This is a genomic window from Xanthomonas sp. NCPPB 3442 (assembly GCF_056725145.1).
The window spans coordinates 1,095,838-1,120,084 of sequence record NZ_CM161514.1 but is presented as its reverse complement, the minus strand read 5'-3'; the positions used below and the strand labels follow the sequence as shown (position 1 = coordinate 1,120,084).

20 protein-coding genes and 1 pseudogene are annotated in these 24,247 nt (G+C 65.0%); 13 read left to right on the top strand and 8 right to left on the bottom strand.

Annotation, left to right across the window (positions count from 1 at the left end):
* Positions 1 to 195 precede the first annotated feature (195 nt).
* Positions 196 to 524 (top strand): annotated as a pseudogene (locus AC1POX_RS04980) (transposase); the annotation flags it as partial.
* Positions 525 to 543: 19 nt separating this feature from the next.
* Here AC1POX_RS04980 and AC1POX_RS04975 read toward each other — a convergent pair.
* The 3 genes from AC1POX_RS04975 to AC1POX_RS04965 form a co-directional block, all read right to left on the bottom strand.
* Positions 544 to 1,652, bottom strand: a protein-coding gene (locus AC1POX_RS04975) for an IS3-like element ISXca2 family transposase (RefSeq protein ID WP_481108597.1) whose coding sequence is annotated in 2 segments (ribosomal slippage) — positions 544 to 1,400 and positions 1,400 to 1,652 — 1,110 coding nt in all. Because the reading frame shifts where the segments join, the coding sequence is not laid out codon by codon here.
* Between the two features lie 39 nt (positions 1,653 to 1,691).
* A complete protein-coding gene (locus AC1POX_RS04970) occupies positions 1,692 to 3,074 on the bottom strand; it encodes an HlyD family type I secretion periplasmic adaptor subunit (RefSeq protein WP_372356812.1) in 1,383 nt (460 codons plus the stop codon).
* Positions 3,071 to 5,236: a type I secretion system permease/ATPase gene (locus tag AC1POX_RS04965; RefSeq protein ID WP_372356811.1), complete on the bottom strand. Its 2,166-nt coding sequence runs from the start codon at positions 5,234 to 5,236 to the stop codon at positions 3,071 to 3,073. The genes AC1POX_RS04970 and AC1POX_RS04965 overlap by 4 nt, the downstream gene beginning before the upstream one ends.
* 290 nt (positions 5,237 to 5,526) lie before the next feature.
* Between AC1POX_RS04965 and AC1POX_RS04960 the strand changes: the two genes are divergently transcribed.
* The 3 genes from AC1POX_RS04960 (at position 5,527) to AC1POX_RS04950 (ending at position 8,568) form a co-directional block, all read left to right on the top strand.
* Entirely contained in the window at positions 5,527 to 6,798 is a 1,272-nt protein-coding gene (locus AC1POX_RS04960) for a pyridoxal phosphate-dependent aminotransferase (protein ID WP_011052313.1), read from the top strand.
* Positions 6,798 to 7,448, top strand: a complete 651-nt coding sequence (locus AC1POX_RS04955) for an SGNH/GDSL hydrolase family protein (protein ID WP_372356810.1) — start codon at positions 6,798 to 6,800, stop codon at positions 7,446 to 7,448. The genes AC1POX_RS04960 and AC1POX_RS04955 overlap by 1 nt, the downstream gene beginning before the upstream one ends.
* Positions 7,449 to 7,896: 448 nt before the next feature.
* Positions 7,897 to 8,568 carry a methyltransferase gene (locus AC1POX_RS04950; protein ID WP_008573627.1) on the top strand — a complete coding sequence of 224 codons (672 nt, stop codon included), beginning with the start codon at positions 7,897 to 7,899 and terminating at the stop codon, positions 8,566 to 8,568.
* Between the two features lie 147 nt (positions 8,569 to 8,715).
* Here AC1POX_RS04950 and AC1POX_RS04945 read toward each other — a convergent pair whose 3' ends face one another.
* Positions 8,716 to 9,507, bottom strand: coding sequence for a polysaccharide deacetylase family protein (locus tag AC1POX_RS04945; protein WP_014091033.1), 792 nt, complete (start codon positions 9,505 to 9,507; stop codon positions 8,716 to 8,718).
* A 45-nt stretch (positions 9,508 to 9,552) separates the two neighbouring features.
* On the opposite strand from AC1POX_RS04945, the gene grxD reads away from it, so the two are divergent.
* Positions 9,553 to 10,479, top strand: coding sequence for a Grx4 family monothiol glutaredoxin (grxD, locus tag AC1POX_RS04940; protein WP_008573624.1), 927 nt, complete (start codon positions 9,553 to 9,555; stop codon positions 10,477 to 10,479).
* A 198-nt stretch (positions 10,480 to 10,677) separates the two neighbouring features.
* Entirely contained in the window at positions 10,678 to 11,547 is an 870-nt protein-coding gene (locus AC1POX_RS04935) for a hypothetical protein (RefSeq protein WP_481108596.1), read from the top strand.
* 154 nt (positions 11,548 to 11,701) lie between these two features.
* Here the strand turns inward: AC1POX_RS04935 and AC1POX_RS04930 are convergent, their stop codons facing one another.
* A complete protein-coding gene (locus AC1POX_RS04930; protein WP_029820243.1) occupies positions 11,702 to 12,268 on the bottom strand; it encodes a DUF924 family protein in 567 nt (188 codons plus the stop codon).
* A 133-nt stretch (positions 12,269 to 12,401) separates the two neighbouring features.
* Here AC1POX_RS04930 and AC1POX_RS04925 point away from each other — a divergent pair, with 133 nt between their 5' ends.
* The 4 genes from AC1POX_RS04925 to AC1POX_RS04910 all read left to right on the top strand — a co-directional run bounded on the left by AC1POX_RS04925 (position 12,402) and on the right by AC1POX_RS04910 (position 17,696).
* Positions 12,402 to 13,811, top strand: coding sequence for an amidohydrolase (locus AC1POX_RS04925; protein ID WP_372356808.1), 1,410 nt, complete (start codon positions 12,402 to 12,404; stop codon positions 13,809 to 13,811).
* Positions 13,808 to 15,088: an amidohydrolase family protein gene (locus AC1POX_RS04920; protein ID WP_218502744.1), complete on the top strand. Its 1,281-nt coding sequence runs from the start codon at positions 13,808 to 13,810 to the stop codon at positions 15,086 to 15,088. The genes AC1POX_RS04925 and AC1POX_RS04920 overlap by 4 nt, the downstream gene beginning before the upstream one ends.
* A gap of 301 nt (positions 15,089 to 15,389) precedes the next feature.
* The gene (locus AC1POX_RS04915) at positions 15,390 to 15,716 is read left to right on the top strand and encodes a hypothetical protein (protein WP_014091038.1); all 327 of its coding nucleotides are present in this window, start codon (positions 15,390 to 15,392) and stop codon (positions 15,714 to 15,716) included.
* 378 nt (positions 15,717 to 16,094) lie between these two features.
* The gene (locus tag AC1POX_RS04910) at positions 16,095 to 17,696 is read left to right on the top strand and encodes a rhamnogalacturonan lyase B N-terminal domain-containing protein (protein ID WP_372356807.1); all 1,602 of its coding nucleotides are present in this window, start codon (positions 16,095 to 16,097) and stop codon (positions 17,694 to 17,696) included.
* Between the two features lie 386 nt (positions 17,697 to 18,082).
* Here the strand turns inward: AC1POX_RS04910 and AC1POX_RS04905 are convergent, their stop codons facing one another.
* Entirely contained in the window at positions 18,083 to 18,898 is an 816-nt protein-coding gene (locus AC1POX_RS04905) for a GH12 family glycosyl hydrolase domain-containing protein (protein ID WP_005920703.1), read from the bottom strand.
* A 480-nt stretch (positions 18,899 to 19,378) separates the two neighbouring features.
* On the opposite strand from AC1POX_RS04905, the gene AC1POX_RS04900 reads away from it, so the two are divergent.
* Positions 19,379 to 20,323, top strand: a complete 945-nt coding sequence (locus tag AC1POX_RS04900; protein WP_218493002.1) for a DegV family protein — start codon at positions 19,379 to 19,381, stop codon at positions 20,321 to 20,323.
* 207 nt (positions 20,324 to 20,530) lie between these two features.
* Here AC1POX_RS04900 and def read toward each other — a convergent pair whose 3' ends face one another.
* Positions 20,531 to 21,046 carry a peptide deformylase gene (def, locus tag AC1POX_RS04895; RefSeq protein WP_057682111.1) on the bottom strand — a complete coding sequence of 172 codons (516 nt, stop codon included), beginning with the start codon at positions 21,044 to 21,046 and terminating at the stop codon, positions 20,531 to 20,533.
* A 335-nt stretch (positions 21,047 to 21,381) separates the two neighbouring features.
* Positions 21,382 to 21,804, bottom strand: coding sequence for an arsenate reductase (glutaredoxin) (arsC, locus tag AC1POX_RS04890; protein ID WP_011348560.1), 423 nt, complete (start codon positions 21,802 to 21,804; stop codon positions 21,382 to 21,384).
* A gap of 350 nt (positions 21,805 to 22,154) precedes the next feature.
* On the opposite strand from arsC, the gene AC1POX_RS04885 reads away from it, so the two are divergent.
* Together AC1POX_RS04885 and AC1POX_RS04880 are read left to right on the top strand one after the other, a co-directional pair.
* A complete protein-coding gene (locus AC1POX_RS04885; protein ID WP_014091040.1) occupies positions 22,155 to 22,580 on the top strand; it encodes a post-PEP-CTERM-1 domain-containing protein in 426 nt (141 codons plus the stop codon).
* On the top strand, positions 22,573 to 24,231 hold the full coding sequence (locus AC1POX_RS04880) for a PA domain-containing protein (RefSeq protein WP_109290714.1): 1,659 nt from the start codon (positions 22,573 to 22,575) through the stop codon (positions 24,229 to 24,231). The genes AC1POX_RS04885 and AC1POX_RS04880 overlap by 8 nt, the downstream gene beginning before the upstream one ends.
* Positions 24,232 to 24,247 lie beyond the last annotated feature (16 nt).

Sequence of the window (24,247 nt, the reverse complement as noted above, 5' to 3'; positions counted from 1 at the left end):
TGTCGTCTGCCCACCAACGGGCATGTTGTAATTAGACATTGCCGCTACCAAGTTAGCTACTTCGCTTGCGTCAAGCACCTTTCCGTCGGCTACCTGCAACTGATCCACCTGATAGCCGGAATCGTAGCGACGCCCCCCCGATTTTGAGTAGCACCTCAGTTTGGAGTCCAATTCCCTAACTCGAGGAGATTGGACGTGAAGAAGCGTTTTTCTGAAGAACAGATCATCGGCTTCCTGCGCGAAGCTGATGCCGGTGTGGCGATCAAGGACCTGTGCCGGCGGCATGGCTTCAGCGAGGCTTCCTATTATCTGTGGCGCAGCAAGTTCGGCGGGATGAGCGTGCCCGATGCCAAGCGGCTCAAGGACCTTGAGTCCGAGAACGCGCGGCTGAAGAAGTTGCTGGCCGAGCAGCTGTTCGAGAACGACCTGATCAAGGATGCACTGCGAAAAAAGTGGTGAGCGCACCGGCGCGTCGCATGCTGGTGCGCGAGTGGATCGGGCGTGGTGCCAGCGAGCGTCGTGCGTTTGTCGACTCCCCGCAATTCAATGCCAGCTAAAACTAGAGGTCTGCGGTTGATGTTGATCACGGAACTCAGCGGGCGTTAGTCCGCCCAGGCTGTCGTGCGGGATCTGTTGGTTGTAGTCGGCAAGCCAGTGTTCGGTCTGTTCGCGGACCTCGCTCAGCGTGCGGAAGAGATGCATGTCCAGCACGCCGCGCCTGTAGCTGCCGTTGAAGCGTTCGATAAAACCGTTCTGCATCGGACGCCCCGGTTCAATGAAGTCCAAGGCGATGCCCTTACGCTCGGCCCACTCGGACAAGGCCAGCGCGACAAATTCCGGCCCGTTGTCCAAACGTAGCTTGTTCGGATAGCCGCGCCAAGCTGCGATGCGTTCCAACGTGCGGATGACGCGGGCGGCCGGAAGATTCAGGTCCACTTCGATCGCCAAGGCTTCCCGACTGAAATCGTCGATGACATTGAACGTGCGAAAACGCCGACCGTCCCATAACGCATCGGACATGAAGTCGATCGACCATCCAGCATTGGGGCGATCACCGCAGGCCAGCGGCTGTGGATGACGCGTCGGTACCCGGCGCCTGCTGCGACGACGTTGATTGAGCTTCATCAGGCAATACACGCGCCAGACCCTCTTGTGGTTCCACACATGTCCGCGACGGCGGATGATTTGAAAAAGTTTTCCAAATCCACGCTCAGGAAAACGCTCGGCCAACTCGGACAACAGCGCGATAACCTCATCATCCCGATCGGGACGACGCTGATAGCGCATCGTCGAGCGCGCCACGCCAACCACCGAACAGGCCCGGCGCTCGCTCCAGCCATGCTGCTCGATGAGCCAGGCCAGAAGCGGGCGCTTGTGCGCCGGGTCTACAGTTTTTTTGCGATGACATCCTTCAATGCATGGTTTTCCATCGCCAGCTCGGCGTACATGCGTTTGAGCTTGTTGTGCTCGGTCTCCAGGTCGCGAAGGCGCTGCACATCAGCGGCCTCCATGCCGCCGTACTTGGATTTCCAGACGTAGTACGTCGCATCGGAAATCCCTAGCTCACGACACACATCCTTGACTTGGCGGCCACCCTCGACCTGCTTCAGCGTGGCGACGATCTGTGTCTCGGTGAACTTCGATGTGCGCATGGAACCTCCTGACTTGGGAACGATGCCAGAAAGATCTACTTATGCGGTGTCTGCGGATCGGGGGAGCTTACGGCCCGTCTTCACTTCAGCACTCAAGCTCATCCCAGCACTCATCCGCACCTTGACCCCATCGATCTCCAGCGTGCTGCCGTTCAATTTAATGCGCGCTGGGAATACCAAACCTAGTTTTTCGTCCTGTGCGGCATCGTGGGACACACTGGCGACCGTGCCGGTCAGATAGCCGTAGCGGGTATAGGGGAAGCTATCGACCTTGACGGTGACCGGCTGGCCCGGGCGCATGAAGCCGATGTCCTTGTTGAGGACGGTGACTTCTACCTCCAGTGCTTCTTCGGCCGGCACCACGACCAGTAACGGCTGTGCGGGCGTGACCACACCGCCTACGGTGTGGACGGCCAGCTGCTGGATGGTGCCGTCTACAGGGGCGTGCAGCGCCATCAGCTTGTCGCGCTGGCCGGTCTTGGCGACGTCCTGGGTCAGCTGGCCGGCTTGCTCGCTTGCCTGGCGCAAGGCATCCAGTGCCTGCTGGCGTGTGTCGGTGACAAGCACGCGCAACTCTTCCTGCGCCGCGCTGATCGCCGAGCGGATTTCCTGCAGGCGATTGCGCTGGGTAGCGAGCTGGCTTTCTGCGGCAATGCGTTCCTGTTCGCGCAACAGATAGTCGTGGCGGCCGACGTACTTGCCTTCGACCAGGCGGCCGTAATCTTCTGCGCGCACTTTGGAGATGCGTGCGGATTCGGCCAGCGGTTCGATCGCGTCCTGGGTGGTCTGCAGTTCGGCCTGGCGTTGGGCGATGCTGGCTTGCAGGTTGTGTCGGCGCGCCTGGAATGCGTCGAATTGGCTGCTGACTAATTGCTGCTCGTTGGCCACGCGCTCGGCGGGCAGATCCGGGGCGGGATCCAGCTGCGGCAGCAGTCCGGTGGCAATGGCTGTTGCCAACGCTGCCTGCCGTAGCGCGGCCAGACGAGCATTGACCAGCGCGTCGCCGGCCTGGGCGAACTCGGCGCCGGTGGCGGTGGCATCGAGTTCGACCAGCAATTGGCCTTTCTTCACCGCCTGTCCGTCGCGCACCAGGATCCTGCGCACCACCGCGGTTTCTGCGGTCTGCACCACCTTGGTCCGCGAGTCGACCACGGTCTTACCTGGTGCCACGGCGACGATATCGAGCTTGCCCAGGCACGCCCACAGCAGCGCGACACAGAAGAAACCGATGATGATGCGCATCGTCCAGCGCGCGGTGGGCGAGACAGGCGTTTCGGTCAGCTCAAGATGGGCGGGCAGGAACGCGCGCTCGTCGGCGCTGCGCGCGGGCGGGTCGAGCTGGCGGCGCACCGCCCAGGCCGATTTGAAGATGTTGAAATAGCGGAGAAAGAAATCGCGCCATCCCTGGAGCAGGTGCTTCATGGTGTCCCCTGTTGCAGTCTGTACAGATGTGCGTATTGGCCTTCCGGGCGGTCGACCAGCTCGGCATGCGAGCCGCTCTCGACGATGCGTCCCTTCTCCACCACGACAATGCGATTGGCCTGCCGCACGGTAGAAAGGCGGTGCGCGATGATCAGCACGGTGCGTCCCTTGCAGATCGCGCGCATATTGCTCATCACCGCGTGTTCCGATTCGTAATCCAGGGCGCTGGTGGCTTCGTCGAGAATCAGAATGCGCGGATCGCCGATCAGTGCGCGCGCGATCGCAATGCGCTGCCGCTGCCCACCGGACAGGCCGGTGCCGTGCTCGCCAACCTTGGTGTCGTAGCCTTCCGGCAGTTCCAGAATGAAGTCGTGGGCACCTGCCAGCTTGGCCGCATGGATCACCCGCTCCAGCGGCATGCCGGGATCGGTCAACGCGATGTTCTCGCGCACGCTGCGGTTGAACAGGAAGTTTTCCTGCAGCACCACGCCCAGCTGACGACGCAACCAGGCCGGATCGGCCAGCGCCAGGTCCTGGCCATCGATCAGCACTCGCCCGCGCTCGGGCGTGTAGAGCCGCTGCACCAGCTTGGTCAGCGTGCTCTTGCCGGAGCCGGAACGGCCGACGATGCCGATGATTTCGCCTGGGCGGACATCCAGCTCGATCCCGTTGAGCACCTCGGGCGCATCCGGCCGGTAGCGGAACGTGACCCGCTCGAACGTCACCTGCCCGCGAATCGGCGGCAATGCCAGGCGGCTGCCCGGCACCTCGGTGCGGGTATTGAGGATGTCGCCCAGCCGCTCGACCGAAATGCCGACCTGCTGGAAGTCCTGCCACAACTGAGCCAACCGAATGATCGGCGCGGTGACCTGGCCCGAGAGCATGTTGAAGGCGATCAATTGACCAATCGACAGCTTGCCTTCCATCACCAGCTTGGCGCCCCAGAACAGCACCGCCACGGCGGTGAGCTTCTGCACCAGTTGCACGCCTTGCTGGCCCAGCGTGGCGATGCGGGTGACGTTGAACCCGGCGCTGACATAGCCGGCCAGCTGGTTGTCCCAGGTGCGGGTCACGCGCGGATCCACCGCCATCGCCTTGACCGTGCCGATGCCGCTGACCGTCTCCACCAGGAAGGATTGGTTGTCGGCGCCGCGCGCGAACTTGTCGTTCAGGCGTTTGCGCAGCACCGGGGTGACCAGGCCCGAGATGGTCGCGTACAACGGCAGCGACAGCACCACGATCAAGGTCAGCCAACCGCTGTACCAGAACATCACCGACAGAAAGACCACCGTAAAGAATAGGTCCAGCACCGAGGTCAGCGCCTGTCCGGTCAGGAAGTTGCGGATGTTCTCCAGCTCGCGGACGCGCGCGATGGTGTCGCCGACCCGCCGCGATTCAAAATACGCCAGCGGCAGCGACAACACATGCCGGAACAGCCGCGCACCCAGCTCCACATCGATCTTGCTGGTGGTGTGGGCGAAGACGTAGGTGCGCAATCCGGACAGCAGCACGTCGAACACCGCCATCGAGACCAGCCCGATCGCGATCACGTCCAGCGTGGTCAGGCCGTTGTGCACCAGCACCTTGTCCATCACCACCTGATAGAACAGTGGCGTGATCAGCGCGAACAGCTGGATGAAGAACGAGACGATAAAGACCTCGATCATCAACTTGCGGTACTTCACCACCGCAGGAATGAACCAGCTGAAGTCGAACTTGGCCAGGTCGCCGAGCACCGAAGCCCGCGAGGCCACCTGCAACAACCTACCCTGGTAACGCGCCTCGAACTCGGTGGGCGAGATGGAGCGCGGACGTTTCTCAACCAGATCGTGGATCAGGATCTGGTCCGCACCGACCTTGGCGACGATAAAGGCATCGCCATCCGGCACCAGGGCCAGCGCCGGTAACGCCGCCATGCCGATCCGCGCGGCCGGCTGGGCCACGACTTTGGCTTTCAGTCCCAACTGCTTGGCTGCCAGCAGCAGCGTGGTTTCGTCGAACGGCTCGCCGCCTCGTCCGAACCCATGCGCCAGCTGCACCGCGTCCGCGGCAACGCCATGAAATTGCGCCAGCAGGACCAACCCCTGCAGCCCCAGATCCGGCCGGTCTTGCACCGACGAGCCGCCCTCGACTAACGAGAGCGACGCACTTCCCCCTGACATACGCGTTCCTTGCTGTAGAGCCCGAGCCGGGCTCAAGTGATGGAATAGAATCTGGAGATGTTAAGAAGCTGTCAATCAGCCAACCCCTCGCTGACGATCTATTTTCTCAATCAGCCGTCTCCTAGGTTGAGATGCGCCCACTGATGTCCGGCCGTCCAATTCCCAAAGGTCATACCTACCATTAGTGAGTCGAAGGGCGCAGCCGCTTGACATCGTTGCCGATGCAAGCATGTCCGCTTGTCATATTTCCGATACCATGCCAAGCCTCACGCCTACAACCGGCCCGTCGCATGTCCACTGCCCCGCAAAAGCCGCTCGCCATCCGCGAGCGTCTGTCCGAAGTCCGCTACGAAATCCGGGGCGAGCTGGCGCGACGAGCGCGGGAGCTGGAGGCGCAGGGCCGCAAGCTGATCAAGCTCAATATCGGCAACCCCGGTGCGTTCGGATTCCGTGCGCCGGAGCATCTGCAGCGCGCGATCGCCGACGACATGGGCCGCACTGATCCCTACACCCATCAGCAAGGCCTGCCGGAAGCGCGCGAGGCGATCGCCACCGCGTATGCGCGGCGCCAGCACCCAGATGCGCATCCGGACCGCATCTTCGTCGGCAACGGCGTCAGCGAGCTGATCGACCTGTCGCTGCGGGCGCTGCTCAATCCCGGTGACGAAGTGCTGGTGCCCTCGCCCGACTATCCGCTGTGGTCGGCCGCCACCATTCTCAACGATGGCCGGCCGGTGTATTACCGCTGCGCACCGGAAAACGGCTTCCAGCCGGACCCGGTGGAAATCGAGACGCTGGTGTCCTCGCGTACCCGCGCCATCGTGCTGATCAACCCGAACAACCCCAGCGGCGCCAGTTATTCGCGCGAGCTGCTGGAGCGCATCGTGGCAATCGCCACCAAGCACAATCTGCTGCTGATGGTCGATGAGATCTACGACCAGGTGCTGTACGACGACGCGGCCTTCGTGCCGGTCGCACCGCTGGCCGGTGCGCACCCGTGCATCACCTTCAGCGGCCTGAGCAAGGTGCATCGCGCCTGCGGTTGGCGCGTGGGCTGGGCACTGCTGTCGGGCGACCAAGCGCGCATCAACGACCTGCGCAATGCGATGGACCTGCTCGGCGCGCTGCGCCTGTGCGCCAATGTGCCAGGCCAGTACGCCATCGATGCGGCCGTGAACGGGCCGGACACCATCTCGGCGCTGTGCGCGCCGGGTGGCCGCCTGTATGAAACCCGCCGCGCGGTGATCGAGGCCTGTGCGGCCAGCGAGCATCTGTCGCTGGTGGCACCGGCCGGGGCGCTGTATGCGTTCCCGGCGGTGGTAGGTGCGGCGGCGCGCAACTTCGACGATCATGCGTTCGCACTCGATCTGATGAACGAGGAAGGCGTGCTGGTGGTTCCCGGCTCCAGCTTCAACGTGCCCTACCGCCACCATTTCCGCGTGACCCTGATGCCGGAAGCCGGTGTGATGCGCGATGTGTTCGCCCGCATCGACCGTGCATTGGCACGCCGCGCCGAAGCGGTCACCAAGGTGGTTCCACTCAAGCCACGCAGCGTGGCCTGATGACTGCGCCTGGCGCGCCGCTGCGCTATCTGGCGCTCGGCGATTCGTACACCATCGGCGAAGGCGTTGCGCCTGACCAGCGTTGGCCTTCGCAACTGGTCGATGGCTTACGTGCATACGGTTGGAACGTGGCGCCGCCGCAGATCATCGCCACCACCGGCTGGACCACCGACGAATTGCAGGCCGGGATCGACGCGGCAGCCCCGCAGGGTCCGTTCGACCTGGTGAGCTTGTTGATTGGCGTCAACAATCAGTATCGCGGGCGCCCATTGGACGAGTACCGCCAGCAGTTCGACGCCCTGCTGCTGCGTGCAATTGCATGCGCGAACGGCCACCCGGCACGCGTGTTCGTGCTGTCGATTCCCGATTGGGGCCTGACCCCGTTTGCGCGCGCGCGCAGTGGCGATGCCGCGTTGATCGGTGCGCAGATCGACGCGTTCAATGCAATCGCTGCCGACCGCTGCAGTGCACATGCGGTGCGCTTTGTCGACATCACGGCCACCAGCCGCGATGGCGGCGATGCGGTGGACATGCTGGTGGACGACGGTTTGCATCCTTCCGGCGCAATGTATGCGCGTTGGACGGCACTGGCGCTACCGGCAGCGCGCGATGCGTTGGGCGCAACTGGGTCGTTGGACACGATCGTCTAAGCGTAGCTGGGCAACACAGACCGGGCTGCTGCCAGGTAGCTGCGGCCGGCGCCCGGAATCAGGATTCACCAACCGTACGCTGCAGTTCTTGCATGCGGCCCAAGCCCATCTGCTGGCTGCGCGCAACATCTTGGCAAGGCACCAAGTCACAGCGTTTTGCTGCGCTTCTCTGCCGCGGTTGTGCGCGCGTGGGTTTGCACCTGCCTCCACAGCGCGAGATGTCGCACGCAATCAATGCCAGCCCTCTTTACGTCGATGCGGTAGCAGCAGGCGTTGCAGCCAGGCCTTTCGATCCGCGCAGGTCGGATACCAGCCACCGATGCATCCGTGGGCACGCATCGCAAACTGCCAACCCGCCCTACCCCAACCAGCCCGGCAGGCCCTAAGCTAGCCGCGCAGCACGCCTGATTGCCAAGGAACGACATTGCACACCACTGCCACCCAACCGATGAGCCGCGCGCAGGCGTTGACGATTGCACGCGCATTTCTGCCGGCGCATCCGCTGGGCAACCGCTACGACTACTACTACACGCAAGCCAAGCTGCGCACCGACCCGCTGTATCCGGGCGTGCTGGCCGAGCTGCGCACGACCACGGCGCCGGTGCTGGATCTGGGCTGCGGGCTCGGCCTGCTGGCCCATGCACTGCGCGCCGATGGCCAGGCCTTGGCCTATCACGGCGTGGATGTGGATGCGTCCAAGATTCGCCGCGCACAGCACATCGCGCAGCGCTCGAACCTGGGCGCTACCAAGTTCGAAGTGGTCGATCTGAGCGTGGCGTGGCCGCAGCATCGGGGCAGCGTCACCATCCTGGATGTGCTGCAGTATCTGCAAGCGGACATGCAGGCCAGTCTGCTGCGCAGCGTGGCGCAGATGCTCACGCCCGGCGCGAAGCTGGTGATTCGGAGCGCGCTGGGCGATGCCAGCAGCCGTGGCCGCACCAGCCGTGTCACCGACGTCCTGGCGCACCTGAGCGGCTGGATGCAGCGGATGCCGCGCAGCTATCCCACGCGCGAGAGCCTGCAGGCGCACCTGGACGCGGCCGGTCTGCGCGCCACGTTTGCGCCGTTGTATGGCAACACGCCCTTCAACAACTGGCTGATCGTTGCAGAGCCACGCTGAGCGTGGCAGGCGACGGGGCACACGTTGCGAGCAATCGTCGACCAGACGTCGAAGCGGGGAAGGAACTGTCATGTCTGGGCGGCGCATGCCGCGCCAACACCGGCAGCGCCCGCCAGGCGGCGACTGCAATTGTTTTGTCCGTCGCGCTTAATCCGGCCGCCGCCCCACCAACCCGCGCGCCTGCATCGCCTCCAGCACGCCGCGCAGGATGGTGAGGTTGTGGCCGTGCGCAGCGCCTTCATGCAGCAGCACGATGGCGCCGGGCCGCAGGTCGCGCACGATGCGGGCGACGGTGGTGTCCGGCTCGCATTGCACGCCGTCGAAGCCGCGCGCGCTCCAGGCCACCCGGGTCAGCCCGTGCGCGCGCAGCGGCGAGGCGACGAAAGGGTTGGTCATGCCGACCACCGAGCGGTACAGCCGCGGCGCCTGGCCGGTAATGCACGCCAGCACGCGCTGCGCTTGGCCGATTTCCTGCGCCATCCGGCGCGGCCCCAGCGCCCAGAACCAGGCTTGGGGATGGGTGTGGCTGTGGTTGCCGATGCCATGCCCGCGCCGCACCATGTCGCGCACCAGCTCGGGCCGCTGCTCGGCACGCGCGCCGACCAGGAAGAACGTTGCCTTGGCGTCGTAAGCATCCAGCAGGTCGAGGATGGCTGGGGTGTCGTCGGACGGGCCATCGTCGATGGTCAGCCAGACATGCGGCGCGCGACCGGGTAGCCGCGCCAGCACCGGCGCATACAGCCGCGCGCGCGGCAGGAACACCGGCACCACGAACAGCGCGTGCGACAGCAGCAGCGCAGGCAGCCCCCAGGCCCAGCCCAGATGCCACCACAGCAGTGCCACCGCTGCCTGCGAGAGGGCCAACAGGCCCACCCAGCGGTAGGGGCGCGAAGGGGTGCGATACAGCGTTTCCGGCGTGGTCATGCCCAATGATGCCATGCGGCGTAGAATGCCCGGTCTCCACGCTGCCACCCAAGTGCTGCCATGTCTCTCGATCCCGCCCTGCGTTCCCGTATCGATACGCTGCTGCAATCCAGCCGCGTGGTGCTCTTCATGAAAGGCCAGCCCGGCATGCCGCAGTGCGGTTTTTCGGCCAAGGCGGTCGGCGTGCTGGACGGCCTGGGCATCGACTATGCCCACGTCAACGTGCTGGCCGACCAGGAAATCCGCGAGGGCATCAAGGCCTATGGCGACTGGCCGACCATCCCGCAGCTGTACGTGGACGGCGAGCTGATCGGCGGCAGCGACATCATCGTGCAGATGGCCGACAGCGGCGAGCTGAGCAGCATGCTCGGCCTGCAGGCGCCCGACCGCAGCCCGCCCAAGATCACCATCACCCCCGCCGCGGTCGAGATGCTCAAAAGTGCGCTGGCCGATGCGCCGGATGCCTCGCTGACGCTGGCCATCGATGCCAATTTCCAGCCCAATTTCCAGCTGGCGCCGACCAACCCGAACGCCATTGCGGCTGAATCCAACGGGCTGCGCGTGCAGTTCGACCTGGCCAGCGCGCGTCGTGCCGACGGCATCACCATCGACTGGGTCGACGACATCCGCGGCCGTGGCCTGGCCATCGATAACCCCAATGCGCCCAAGCCGGTGCAGGAGCTGTCGGTGCGCGATGCCGACGACCGTCTCAAGGCAGGCAGCCTGACCCTGGTGGACGTGCGCCCGGCCGACGAGCGCGCACTGGCCACGGTGGCCGCACCGTTCCGCACGCTGGATGCGCACGAGCGCGCCGCCATCGAACAGTTGCCCAAGGACACCCCGCTGGCGTTCCTGTGCCACCGCGGCGGCCGCAGCCTGCAGGCCGCCGAACATTTCCGTGGGCTGGGCTTCACCAATGTCTACAACGTCACCGGCGGCATCGATGCGTGGTCGGACGAGGTGGACAACGGCGTGGCGAAATACTGAGCAACACATCGGCGGTCGTCGCACGGTTGCGGCCGCCGCTCGCCGGTCATGCGTCCTGGGTAGACTGCCGCGCCTGCGACAACCACGCGACCGCGGTTCGCCAAGAGGCAACCTAGGCCGGCGCACCTCAGACCGAAACGGGCGCTCCCTGGAGCGCCCGTTTTTTCATGGATCACCCTGCACAAGGACATCGCTGCAATGCATACCCGCCTGCTCTCTGTCGCCCTGGCCGCGCTGCTGCCGTTGGCCACCCACGCCGCCGAACCGTCGCGCGCGGTGCTATTGGTCCAGACCTACGACAACCAGCCGACCGACGATCCGCTGGAATACATCCCGGTCTGGCTCGGCGAGGGTATCGCCAGGGAATCGACCCTGCCCAAGGCGCTGCTGGGCCAGCCGTTGCGGGTCTTCAATGCAGGCGTTTCCACCGGCAACGTGCGGCTTGCGGCACTGACGGTAGACGACAACAGCATGTGCGGCGGCACCGCGAAGCTGCGCATCAAAGGCAACCCCACGCTGTCCGACTCGCCGCTGCTGTCGACCGTGGATGTGAATCCCGGCAAGCGCTTTGCCGGCCGCGCAGCCACCGTCAGCGAACGGGCCGAGCTGTTTGCACAGGTCAACAACACCGCGCCGCTGCGCAAGCGCGTCAAGCCGGCAGCCCTGGCGCAGGCGCTGGCCGCGTTCGATGCCGATCGCGCGCAGGATCTGGCGGCGCTGCAGATCGTCACCGATACGCAGCAACCGCAGCGACGCGTGGCGATCCTGACCTCCAACCATCCCATCGAGACCGGCAACCCGGAAAACCCCACCGGCGTGCTCGTCGTCCTTGCGATCTTCGAGCATGACGGCAGCCGTTGGCAGTTCCGCAAGGGTCACGCTGCCAGCGGCTGCGACGATTGCGAAGACCTGCCGCTGCGCACGCATCTGCTGCAGTTCGGGGATATCGCCGGCAACGGCACGCTCGATTTCGTGCTGGCCGAAAGCGGCTACGAAAGTTACGGGTTTTCTCTGCTGCTCGGCGAAGGCGCCAGCTGGCGGTCGGAAGCATTGCCGGGCGGCTGCTGATCGGTGTTGACTGCTTGCACGCTGCCCGGTGCGGCATGCGCAGGGCGGCATCTTCTGCGTTGCGATGCCCACCTGTGCCCGGCTGCAGCAGCGTCGTTACCCACGCTGCACGGCAGACCTCGATCATCGGCATGCAGATGGCCGATGCAGGTCTTCAACCGGCAAATCCACCCTCATCCAGAAACTGCTGCTCTTCTGCCGTGGTCTCACGTCCCAGCACCGCATTGCGGTGCGGGAACCGGCCAAAGCGCTCAATGATGCGCTGATGCTCCAGCGCCCAGTGGGTGGTCTGTGCATCGCCCAGTGCAGTGATCAGCTGCACCGCGCGCGCCTGCTCATCGGCGTGTTCGGCATGCTCGAAGGGCAGATAGAAAAACAGACGCAGTTGCGCCGACACCTGTTGATCGAAGCCGCTGGCGAGCGCCTGTTTGGCGTACCGCAGTGCCAGGCCATCGGTGGCATAGGCATGCGCACTGCCGCGAAACGCATTGCGTGGAAATTGATCCAGCAGGATCAGCAAGGCCAGTGCATCTTCGGCGCGTGCCATCCACTGCGCGTACTCACCCCGTGCGGCGGCAAAATGCTGCTCGCTGAAGTGTTGGCGAAAATTGGCATCGAAGGCGTCGTTGTGCGTGAACCAGCGCGCCGCGCCGGCAAGCTCCCAGAAAGCCAACACCACATCGGCCTGCTTGTTGCGCTCTGTTTTGGCAATCATCGGCACATCCCCTGACGAATTCGGCATAGCATGCACGGGTGCATGTGATGAGCCCGCCGCTCTCGACCTCCAGCACTTGGCAAGCACGCCGCCGACGACTAGGTTGGCGGCTGACGTTTTCGTGTTACCGGGGAAATCCATGCGTTCCATCCTGTTCGCCGCGCTGGGCGCGGCGGTGCTGTGCGGGCCTGCGTCTGCGGCATCGGCGGCATCGCGCTTCGTGCAAGATCCCTACCCCAGCACCTATCGCGCGCTCGCGTCCGCTCCGGTGCTGATCCAGCACGCCACCGTGCTCACCGGCACCGGCGAGCGGCTGGACGATGCCGACGTGTTGCTGCGCGACGGCAAGGTGGCTGCGGTGGGCAAGGCGCTCCAGGCGCCCGCTGACGTGCGCCGTATCGACGGCACCGGCAAGTGGGTGACGCCCGGCATCATCGATGTGCACTCGCATCTGGGCGTGTATCCCAGCCCGGGCGTCAGCGCGCATAGCGACGGCAACGAGATGACCGCACCGGTGACGCCCAACGTGTGGGCCGAGCATTCGATCTGGCCGCAGGATCCCGGCTTCGGCACTGCGCTGGCCGGCGGCATCACCTCGCTGCAGGTGTTGCCGGGCTCGGCCAATCTGATCGGCGGGCGCGGCGTCACGCTCAAGAACGTTGCTTCCACCACCTATCAGGGCATGAAATTCCCCGGTGCACCATGGGGCCTGAAGATGGCCTGCGGCGAAAACCCCAAACGCGTGTACGGCCAGAAAGGTGGCCCCGGCACGCGCATGGGCAACGTGGCCGGTTACCGCGCTGCGTTCATCGACGCGGCCGAGTATCTGCAGAAGAACGCGCCGAAAAAGAAAACCGCCAAAAAGCGCCATTGGTGGAGCCGCGGCGGCGACAACGACAGCAGTGGCGATGCCGGCGGCAAGCGCGATCTCAAGCTCGACACACTGGCCGGTGCCATCAACGGCGACATCCGCGTGCACATCCACTGCTACCGCGCCGATGAGATGGCGACGATGCTGGATCTGTCCAAGGAATTCGGCTTCCACATCGCCGCCTTCCATCACGGCGTGGAGGCCTACAAGCTGGCCGACCGCCTGGCGCAGGACAACGTCTGCGGCGCGCTGTGGGCCGACTGGTGGGGCTTCAAGATGGAAGCCTTCGACGGCATCCAGGAAAACATCGCACTGGTCGATCGCCCGGCCAACAGCTGCGCCATCGTGCATTCGGATTCGGAAGAAGGCATCCAACGACTCAACCAGGAGGCCGCCAAGGTGATCGCCAACGCGCGTCGCAGTGGCATGGAGATCCCGCCGGAGCGCGCCATCCGCTGGCTCACCAGCAATGCCGCCAAGGCGCTCGGGATCGAGCAGCAGACCGGCGCACTGGAGCCGGGCAAGATGGGCGATGTGGTGGTCTGGAACGGCAACCCTCTCAGTTCGTATGCGCTGGCCGAGCAGGTGTATATCGACGGCGCGCAGGTCTACGACCGGCACAACCGCGCACTGCAGCCGGTGTCGGACTTCATGCTCGGCCAGGAGGTGGCACGATGAGCCGCGTCACGCACATGCCCCCGCGGTTGCGCGCGATCGCGGCATTGGTGATGGCCACGCTGGCATTGCCGGCCTTCGCGCAGCAGGTGCTGATTCGCGGCGCCACCGTGCACACTGCCACCGCGCAAGGCACCCTGCAGAACACCGACGTGCTGGTGCAGGGCGGCGTGATTCGCGCCATCGGCCGCAACCTGGCAGTACCCAACGACGGCCGCGTGGTCGAAGCAAACGGCCGCCCACTGACGCCGGCATTGTTCGGCGGCATTACCGAAATCGGTATCGAAGAAGTCTCCGGCGAAGAAAGCACCGTGGACAGCGGCGTCAAGCTGGCCGATCAACCGATGCGCCCGGAATTCGACGTCACCCTGGCCTACAACCCCGATTCGGTGCTGGTGCCGGTGGCGCGCGTGGAGGGCATCGGCTTCACCGCGTTGGGGGCGACCGCCAGTGGCGCCTTCATTGCCGGCCAGGGCGGCATCGTGCGGCTGGATGGCAGCCCGGATCCGGTCGGCCCGCATGCCTTGTTTCTTCGCATCGGAGCGGCGGCGTCCGACCTCACCGGCAGCTCGCGCGCCGCGCAATGGATGTTGCTGGATCAACTGGTTGCCGAAGCACGCGGGCGTATCCCGGCCGATTCGCCGCATGCGCTACTGACCCCGGTTGGACGCGGTGTACTGGCAAACTACCTGGCCGGCCAGGGTCGCATCGTGGTGCAGGTGGAACGCGCAGCCGACATCCGCCAGCTGTTGCGCTGGGCGCAGCGCGAAAAGGTGCGCATTGCCATTGCCGGCGGCGCCGAAGCCTGGAAGCTTGCGCCGCAACTGGCGCAGGCCAAGGTCCCGGTGTTGGTCGACGCGCTGGCGGACCTGCCATCGACCTTCGACCAGATTGGCGCGACGCTGGAAAACGCCGCACGTCTGCGCGCTGCCGGCGTGGAGGTCAGCTTTACCCAAAACGGCGATGCCTCGCACAACGCACGCAAACTGCGCCAGCTGGCCGGCAATGCGGTCGCCAATGGCTTGCCATGGGAAGCCGGCCTGGCCGGCCTGACCCGTGTGCCGGCAGACATCTTCGGCGTGGGCGATCGCATCGGCAGCATTGCGATCGGCAAGCAGGCCGACCTGGTGCTGTGGGAAGGCGACCCGCTGGATGTGGCGCATTATGCCGAGCAGGTCTGGCTGGGCGGCCGCGACATGCCGATGCGATCGCGCCAGAGCGAGCTGCGCGACCGCTACATGCAGCAGGCCGGCCCGCTGCCGCGCGCCTATCTGAAGTAAGCGTGCGGTGGGTTGCTCAAGCGCCACCTGAGCATGGTCTTTCATCGTTGGTGTGCCGGCACAGCGGGTACCGGCGCACCGCTTCACCGCTTTGCTGCTGTGCACAGGTGATGTGCTGTCATGGCGTCCTGCCGCATCTTGCTGGCGGCCTTCGCTGTCGTGATGTTTCCCACTAGGCCTATCGCATGTTTTCGGTTTCGCTCTTGATAGCGCTTGGCCGCCTTGGCGTCTTGCTACGGCATATGCCGCGTGCCCACCTCGCCGTTGCACGACCGTGAGCTCGCTCTTCCACGGTAGCGGCTTGCGTTCGATCGATCGGGCGGTATTGCGCCAGGCACCTGCCAATCTGCAGCGCGGGATGGAAGCGGTGGGCGGGCGTCTGATTCTCACCGCCGATGCGCTGCTGTTTCAGCCGCACGCGTTCAATGTACAGCGCCAGACGCTGAGCCTGCCCTTGCCGCAGATCGTGGCGATTCAGTCCTGCTGGACACGCCTGTTCGGCCTGCTGCCGATCGCGCCGACATCGCTGGCAGTGCGGCTGGAGGACGGAAAGCGATACCGCTTCGTGATCGGCAAGCGCACGCAATGGATGGCGGACATCGCCTCGGCGCGGGATGCCCTGCGCTGAGCCGTGCAAGGACGCCGGTGCGTCGCAGAGGCAGCTGGCAAGGCGACTGCGTCACCGCCAAGCCGGAGGCGGCCGCCGAGCCGTGCGGCATGTCCCGCTCGTGCAGCGCGGTGGCCGTGCGCCGTCCACGACAACCGACAACCGACAACCGACAACCGACAAAGGCTCTCGAGGTTTTGGTAGCCTCTCCATGGCCGATGCCGGAACTGCGTATTGCAGTTGCCCACTGCGGCGACAGTCAGCGATGCCCGCAGGTAACCAACGACTCCCCCTTGATCGCTGGAATTTCGAACAGTGCGTACATTCTCTGTCTTCGGTACTGGCCTAGCATCGCGCGCACGCATCGCCACCATGCCTTGCTTCCGACAGCTCACCCGCATGCCTCGCAATCTTCGACATTACTTCGCCTGTGCACTGCTGCTCTATGCCGGCATCAGCGCACCTGCACTGGCCGACTTCGGGATCAGCCGCAGCGGCAACCGCGTGATCGTCGACAGCGGCGCCGAGCTGGTGTTTGCGGTCGATGCCCGAAATGGCGACATCGTGTCGATGCGCTATCGCGACAACGAACTGCAGACCACCGAATCGAAGGGCTCGCACATCGCTTCGGGGTTGGGCAGTGCCAGTGTGGATGCACGCATCGTTGGCGGGACGATCGTGGTGTCGGCCAAGGCCGGCGACTTGGTCCAGTACTACATCGCACGCAAGGGCCGCAACGCGATCTACATGGCCACCGATGCGCCCACCTTGCTGCCAGTGGGCGAATTGCGCTTCGTCGCCCGCTTGAACGTGTCCAAGTTGCCCAATGCGCAGCAGGAGCCCGATTCCAATGTCGGCAGAGCGATCGAAAGTGAGGATGTCTTTCTATTGCCGGATGGGCGCACCAGCTCCAAGTTCTATTCTGCACGTCGAATGATGGACGACCAGGTGCATGGCGTCAGTGGCCCTGGCGTTGCCGTGTTCATGCTGATGGGCAACCGCGAGCGCAGCGCGGGCGGCCCGTTCTTCAAGGACATTGCGACGCAAAAAACCAGCCTGACGCATGAGCTCTATAACTACATGTATTCCGATCACACCCAGACCGAAGCCTTTCGCGGCGGCCTGCACGGGGTGTACGGGCTGCTGTTCACCGATGGAAGCTTGCCGTCGAGTGCGCAGCTGGACACCGCGTTCGTCGATGCCACGCTGGGCCTGAGCGGTTATTTGCCGGCAAGCGGGCGCGGCACCGTGAGTGGGCACGTCGGCGGCGTGCTGCCGGGCCAGCCGGCCGTCATCGGCCTGCGCAACGCGCAGGCGCAGTACTGGGCCACCGCCGACGGCAGCGGGAACTACCAGGTGACGGGTGTTCGCCCGGGCAGCTATCGCATGACGCTCTACCAAAACGAACTGGAGGTCGCACAACGCAACATCGAGGTTTCTGCCGGTGCCACTGCGCACGCCGCACTGCAGGCGGTCGTTTTGCCGGGCACGGTGAAGTGGCAGATCGGCATTCCCGATGGCACGCCGGTGGGGTTCAGCGACGCGGACCTGCTGCCGCGGGCGCACCCTTCCGATGCGCGCATGCACTGGTCTGCGGTGACCTACACCGTGGGATCGAGCAGCGTGAGCAGCTTTCCGGCAGTGCAGTGGCGCGGCATCAACACCCCGAGCCGGATCGACTTCACCCTGCCCGCCAACGAGGTGCGCGGCTATCGCCTGCGTCTCTTCGTGCCGTTGGCACAGGGCGGCGCACGTCCGCAGATCAGCGTGAACGCACGCTGGAACGGCCCGCTGCCTGCCGCGCCCACGCAACCCAAGACACGCGGCATCACGCGCGGCACTGTGCGCGGCAACAATACCCTTTACGAAGTGGACATCCCTGCCTCGGCCTTGCAGGCCGGCAACAACCGCATCGAGATCGGCATTGCCTCCGGCTCCCCGGATAACGGCTACCTCAGCCCGGCAATCGTGTTCGACAGCATCCAGCTGGTGGCGTTATAGCAACGTCCGAACACACGATTCGCGCAGTGGCCAGGCACGCGCGGCTGGTAGGTGGCGTCGGCATGCAGCGCTCAACCGTTCCGATGTTCTTCGGGCCGGCACTGCCCGCGTAGCGGCGCGTTGTTCGCCGCTCCAGATGTGCGCGCCAGCGCATCCGCGGCCACGCGCGGCGCAGGCGCAGTGATCCATGCACATCGCTCACGTGAGCTCATCCGAAATCCGATATCGAGGCGACAGGCGCCACACACGGCACGTGGCTGTCATGTGCGCAGCGCTGCGCCGACAGTCGCTCGAACAATGCACAGGCGGCGACTTGTCCAACGTTGAAAAAACCCGTGTGCGTGCCGACCGATACCGCCGACACGCACGATACAGCGGGGCTGCGCTTACTTCGCATCCAAGGTCGCGCTGACCTTGGCCCATCCATTGCCGCGTACCACTTCAAAGCCCGCTTCGGCCGCATGCAGGTACATGCTGTTGCTGTAGCGGCCATCCTTGGCGCGGTTGTTCTGCAGCCAGGTCAGGAACGGCTTGGCATCCACGTTGAGGCTGCCGCTGGTCTTCAGCGTCGGCTGGCCGGCGGTCCCGGTCGGGATGAAGGTGTAGACGTAATAGCCGGCGCCGGAATTGAAGCCTTCCCACAGATCGAAAGTGCGCCCGCCCGCGGTGATGACCTTGGTCGCGGTCACGGTGCCGACCGGCCAGGAATTGTGGTCGCCCCAGATCATCACTTCCAGCTGCGGATTGCCCTTGGCGGTGTCCCAGCGAAAGAAGATGTCGTAAGCGAAATCACCGGCCAGATTGGTGCCGCCTGCGCTGTAATTGAATTTGAATGGCAGCGAGCTGATCGAGGAGATCTGCTTGGGGAACAGCGTGTCGGTGGTCGGATTCCAATTGTAATGCCAGCCGCGCACGATCGCCGGATAGCCGTAGAGGTTGTAGTCGGCGAAGTTGAAGGTGACCGTCAGCTCCGGCGTACTGCCGGTGCCGAACGTGCCCTGGATGATGTTGTTGGGATCGTTGAAATTGTTCACCCACGCATAGTGGTTGCCAAAGATCTTGTACGGGCCGGCGAGCGCCGCCGGGGCGAGTGCGACCAGACCGAAAGCAAGCGCCGCGGTCCACCAGCGCGAGGCGCGCCGCCGCGTGGTCGGCGCCTGGGCGCACGTCTGGACAAGGGAGCTGGATGGGCAGTTGTGCATGGTGACTCTCCGTATGATTCAGCGCGGCGGCGCTGGTGCAGCGTCGTCGGGACCTGCCGTGCGGCAGTCGGGTCGGACCGTAGCAGCGGCGCCACGCGGGGAGCTATAACGATTCCGGCGGCGTCACCCGGCCAAGCGCGATAGCGGGCGCCACCTTGCACTTGGAGCGTGCGCTGGCTAGCACTTAGGTCACCGGACACGGGCGTAGCGGCGGGTTTCGCGCCAAAGACGCCCGCGCGTGGGGGCGGTAAATGGTGCACAGCCACATACGCATCGCCCGTGTCCGCACGTGCCGGCGGCGTCGCTTGCGCGTGCAATGCCTTTCAACGCAGTGCGGCGTCGCTGCCACCGGCCTGCATCAGTCCGGTCGCCATCCGCGCGATCGGCGCCCGCAACACGCTCCACCTCAGGCCTACGCGGCGGGGCCGTTTTGCGATAGCGTTCGCACTACAGACAACGCAACAGCCGGAGGGGGCGACGATGCGTATCGGAATCGTGGTGGACAGCGCGTGCGATCTGCCGCAGGACTTCATCCAACATCACAACATCATCGTACTGCCAATCAGCGTGCGTATCGGCGAGGCCGTGCTGGCCGATCATCGCGACGAGGAAGCCACGCTGAGCTTTTTGCAGGCGCATGTGGCCGAGCGCGGGCACGAAGCGGAAACCACGCCGTTTTCGGTCAACCAGATCCGCGATCTGTTCCTGCAACAACTGGTCATTGACTACGACCATGTGTTCTGCCTGACCATTTCCAAACTCCGCAGCCAGATCTTCGACAATGCGATGCAGGCCAGCTTCGCGATCCTCAACGACTACAAGCCGATCCGGCAGGCCGCAGGCCACACCTCGCCGTTCGCGCTACGGGTGATCGACACGCTCAACCTGTTCGCCGGCCAGGGCATCACCGCCGTGGAAGCAGTCCGCCTGCGCGACCAGGGCCAGAGCGTGGCGGCCATCCGTACCCGCCTGGAACAGCTGGCCGAGCACACCTATGGCTACATGATTCCACGCGATCTGTATTACCTGCGCGCACGTGCACGCACCAAGGGCGATCGCAGCGTCGGCCTGATCGGCGCCGCGCTCGGCAGCGCGCTGGACATCAAACCGGTGCTGCGCGCCTACCGCGGCGTTACCGAGCCAGTGGCCAAGCTCAAGGGTTTCGAACCTTCGGCCGAAAAGCTGTTCGGCTTCACCGTGCGCAAGATTCGCGACGGCCTGATGACGCCAACGGTGTGCGTGGGCTACGGCGGCGAGCTGGCCGAGCTGCATGCCCTGCCCGGCTATGCCGCACTGCAGGGCGCCTGCCAAACCCACGGCGTGGAACTGCTGGAAAGCGTGATGAGCCTGACCGGCATGGTCAACGTCGGCAAGGGCGCCTTGGCGGTCGGATTTGCTGCCGAGCCACACGCGTTTTCGGCCTGAGGCATGGGCGGGGGTGCGATGCGCTCGCCAGACACGCCGTCATCCATCACGCGAGTCGATTGCTACATTCATGCCGCCAACGGTGCCGCAATGACGAGGCACCGCGCCAGGCAGCGTGCTGATGATTGCCTTGAATGCGGCGCAGTCCAGGACGTGGCTGCCGTCCATGGCGGCAGCCACGCCGCATTGGACACAACGAAGGACCTGCTACAGGTCGTAAGACAGCACGTCTTCGAAACCGAATGTGTCGAAATTTTCGATGCGCGAGGGATACAGGCGACCGACCAGATGGTCGTATTCGTGTTGCACCACGCGTGCGTGGAAACCTTCGGCATCGCGCTCGATCGGAGTGCCGTCGGGTGCGAAGCCGCGGTAGCGAATGAAGCGATAGCGTGGAATGACTGCGCGCAGGCCGGGAATCGACAGGCAGCCTTCCCAGCCGTTTTCCATTTCTTCCGACAGCGGTTCGATCTGCGCGTTGGCCAGGGCCGTGCGCGGCACTGCGGGCGCTTCCGGATAGCGCTCGCTGGCGTCGAAACCTAACACCATCAATTGCAGATCCACCGCGATCTGCGGTGCTGCCAGACCGACGCCACGCGCAGCGTCCATGGTTTCGAACATATCGGCCACCAGCGTGTGCAACTCGGCGCTGCCCAGGTTGCTGACCGGTGGCGCCACACGTAGCAGGCGCTTGTCGCCCATGCGGATAATTTCGCGAATCATGCGGGTGCTCCTGACGATCGTGGCGTGGATTCTAGGGCGGCTGCCGGCCGGTAGCGAACAAGCGCCGGGCGGTGCAATAGTCCGCAGGCGCTGCAGTGTACGAGCGGTCGCTGCCGCGGGTTGTGCATGCCGGCACCGGGCAACGCTCGCGCCAGCGCACGGTGCGTGCAGCCGGCCTGCTGTGCCGCGCTCAGCAGGTGTCGTGCATGCGCAAGTGGACGTGCAGCAGGCTTGTTCATCGCGCTGTGAATAGGCGCACTGCATCTATCGCCAGCGCTGCGGCCAGCGTGATGGCGCAACACCGGCTTGGCGCCGGTTGAACCGGCTCAAACATGTCAGCGGCCAATGCGTTGACCGGCCTCGTCCAGCACGCGTTCGCCGTCTTCCTTGATGAAGCCGTGCGTGGCTGGCGGCAACAGATCGAGCACCAATTCGGAGGGGCGGCACAGGCGTGTTCCGCGCGTGGTCTGGACGAATGGGCGGTTGATCAGGATCGGATGGGCGAGCATTGCGCTCAACAACGCCGCATCGTCCAGGGTGGGATCGTCCAGTCCCAGTTCCAGATAGGGCGTGCCTTTCTGGCGCATGGCCTGGCGGACCGTGATGCCGGCAGCGGCGATGAGCGCCTGCAGTGTCTGGCGGCTTGGCGGATGCTGCAGGTAATCGACAATCTGCGGTTCGATGCCGGTGTGGCGGATCAGGGCAAGGGTATTGCGGGAGGTTCCGCAACCGGGATTGTGGTAGATGACGGCGTGCATGGTGGCCTGGCGCTGGGTTGGCTGGTGGCTGGTGGCTGGCGGCGCCGGCAACGGATGACCGAACGACGCCCAGACCGGCCAGTGTACGAGTGGCGCCCGGGCGTGCCGAGCGCTGGCCACGACGTGCGCAGGCGCCTTGGCGACGATGCCTGGGGTGAACTCCCAGACTGCAACCCTGCCGATAACTTTTTCAGGTTGCCGCTTCGCATTCGACGGCGAATGTGTCAAAAGATTGACACGAATCACGGATTCATGATTCAGTCATGAACAGACTGAAATGGAAGGATTCTCCCGAGCGCCGGTGTCAGCACGGCGTTTTTTCCCCTGTTGGACCCAAGGAAACCCCAACGATGATGAGCTTTCGCAAGCCCGGATGGATGCTGTCCGGTGTGTTGTGTGTCGCATGCCTGCCGGCGATCGCTGCAGCGCAGGAAGCAGCTACCAGCAGTTCCAAGGTCGGTATCGACCCTGCCACCGGCAAATTGCGCCCGCTGACCGACGCCGAGAGCGCGGCACTGGATCAGCAGGCGGCTGCAGCGGCCTCCGCAGCACGCAGCAGCGCCGCACGCAGCTCGGTTCCGCAGACCGAAGCGGCCGCGCGCGCGACCGAGCGGCGCCTGCCCAATGGCACCGTGGCGCGCAAGTTGCCGGCCACCCAAATGAGTTCGCTGACGGCAACCCGCCAGGCCGATGGACGCATCGTCATCGAACACAGCGACGACGCCGACACCACCCAACCCACCCACGCCGAGCACGGAGCGCTGCCGCATGAATAAGCCCTTGTTGCTGTTGTCCCTGGCCGTGGCGGCCGCATTGGCACCGCTGCACGCCCGGGCAGCCAATGTCACGCTGATCAATGGCGATGCCGGCACCGTGGTCGGTTTGAACGACCCGACCGCTGCCGCACCGCTGGGCGGCAACCCGGGCCGCACGATCGGCGAGCAACGCCGCATCGCATACCAGTACGCCATGGACCTGTGGGGCGCGGTGCTGCAGAGCAATGTCGAGATCAAGGTGTATGCCTCGTTCGCACGGCTGACCTGTACCGCCACCGGCGGCACGCTGGGCCAGGCCGGCCCGAACTGGATCGTCAACAACTTCCCCGGCGCCAAGGCCGATACGCTGTATCCGTCCGCGCTGGGCGATGCGATCGCCGGGCAGGACCTGGTGCCGGATCCGGCCGATCCGGCCGACGTGTTTTCGCAGTTCAACGGCGACCTGGGCAAGGACGATTGCCTGGCCGGTTCGGGCTGGTATCTGGGCCTGGACGGCAAGACGCCCGAAGGCCAGATCAACTTCCTCAACGTGGTGATGCATGAGATCGGCCACGGTCTGGGCGCGGCGGGCTTTCTCAACAAGACCACCGGCGTGCTGGGTTCGGGGAGCGGCCTGACCGACGTCTACACCTCGCAGGCCTACGACAACGTCCAGAACAAGCGCTTCGACGACCCGACCATGACCAACGCCCTGCGTGCCGAAGCGATGCGCACGCCCGGCCGTACGGTTTGGGCCGGGACGCGCGTGAACCGCGAGGCGGCGCTGATCCTGGATCCACGCACGCTGCTGCGCGTCACCGCACCGGCCAGCGCTGCGGGCAAGTTCGAAGTGGGCTTTGCCAGCTTCGGTCCGCTGGCCACCGCGGCCAATTTCCCGGCGCGTTCGGTGGTAACGGTCAATGACGGCGTGGCGGCCGCATCGGCCAGCGATGGCTGCGAAACCCCGTTCGTCAATGCGGCCGATGTGGCCGGCAAGGTGGCGCTGATCGACCGCGGCACCTGCGCCTTCGCGATCAAGGTGAAGAATGCGCAGCTCAACGGCGCGGTGGGCGTGATCGTCGCCAACAACGCGGCCGGTGTACAGACGATGGGCAACGCAGCACCGCCGATCACCGACATCACCATCCCCGCCATCATGGTCTCGCAGGCCGACGGCGCGCGCCTGAAGGGCAGCACTGCGGTGGTTGCGTCGCTGTACGAAGATCCGCAACTGCTGCAGGGCACCGACAGCGCAGGCCGCACGCGGCTGTACTCGCCCAGCGTGGTGGCCGGTGGTTCGACGTTCTCGCACTTCGATACCGATCTGCAGCCCAATGCCTTGATGGAACCTTTCGACACGCCGGAAGTGCAGGCGCACGTGAACATCGACCTGACCCCGGCGCTGTTTGCCGACATCGGTTGGACCTTGAACACCGGGCCGGCCAAGTTGGGCACCTGCAACACCCTGGTCCCGACGGTGGAAACCGGCGGCCTGATTCCAGGCGCGAACGTGTCTGCCGAAAGCAGCCTGTGCAAGACGCAGAACGCCGGCAACCGCCTGGGTTACCTGACCTGCATGGACGAACACGCGCGCGAGCTGCAGAGCCAGGGCGTGATCAGCCGCGTGCAACAGGCAGCGGTCTTCGTGTGCGCCACCAAGGTGCGTCCGTAAGCGCCGAACGCGTGAT

Coding starts and splice junctions, on each gene's coding strand:
- AC1POX_RS04885 (WP_014091040.1), top strand. CDS start 22,155: ATGATGAGCTTTCGCAAGCCCGGATGGATGCTGTCCGGTGTGTTGTGT.
- AC1POX_RS04880 (WP_109290714.1), top strand. CDS start 22,573: ATGAATAAGCCCTTGTTGCTGTTGTCCCTGGCCGTGGCGGCCGCATTG.
- AC1POX_RS04935 (WP_481108596.1), top strand. CDS start 10,678: ATGCATACCCGCCTGCTCTCTGTCGCCCTGGCCGCGCTGCTGCCGTTG.
- AC1POX_RS04960 (WP_011052313.1), top strand. CDS start 5,527: ATGTCCACTGCCCCGCAAAAGCCGCTCGCCATCCGCGAGCGTCTGTCC.
- AC1POX_RS04955 (WP_372356810.1), top strand. CDS start 6,798: ATGACTGCGCCTGGCGCGCCGCTGCGCTATCTGGCGCTCGGCGATTCG.
- AC1POX_RS04950 (WP_008573627.1), top strand. CDS start 7,897: ATGAGCCGCGCGCAGGCGTTGACGATTGCACGCGCATTTCTGCCGGCG.
- grxD (WP_008573624.1), top strand. CDS start 9,553: ATGTCTCTCGATCCCGCCCTGCGTTCCCGTATCGATACGCTGCTGCAA.
- AC1POX_RS04905 (WP_005920703.1), bottom strand. CDS start 18,898: ATGCACAACTGCCCATCCAGCTCCCTTGTCCAGACGTGCGCCCAGGCG.
- AC1POX_RS04920 (WP_218502744.1), top strand. CDS start 13,808: ATGAGCCGCGTCACGCACATGCCCCCGCGGTTGCGCGCGATCGCGGCA.
- AC1POX_RS04970 (WP_372356812.1), bottom strand. CDS start 3,074: ATGAAGCACCTGCTCCAGGGATGGCGCGATTTCTTTCTCCGCTATTTC.
- AC1POX_RS04965 (WP_372356811.1), bottom strand. CDS start 5,236: ATGTCAGGGGGAAGTGCGTCGCTCTCGTTAGTCGAGGGCGGCTCGTCG.
- arsC (WP_011348560.1), bottom strand. CDS start 21,804: ATGCACGCCGTCATCTACCACAATCCCGGTTGCGGAACCTCCCGCAAT.
- AC1POX_RS04925 (WP_372356808.1), top strand. CDS start 12,402: ATGCGTTCCATCCTGTTCGCCGCGCTGGGCGCGGCGGTGCTGTGCGGG.
- def (WP_057682111.1), bottom strand. CDS start 21,046: ATGATTCGCGAAATTATCCGCATGGGCGACAAGCGCCTGCTACGTGTG.
- AC1POX_RS04910 (WP_372356807.1), top strand. CDS start 16,095: ATGCCTCGCAATCTTCGACATTACTTCGCCTGTGCACTGCTGCTCTAT.
- AC1POX_RS04900 (WP_218493002.1), top strand. CDS start 19,379: ATGCGTATCGGAATCGTGGTGGACAGCGCGTGCGATCTGCCGCAGGAC.
- AC1POX_RS04945 (WP_014091033.1), bottom strand. CDS start 9,507: ATGGCATCATTGGGCATGACCACGCCGGAAACGCTGTATCGCACCCCT.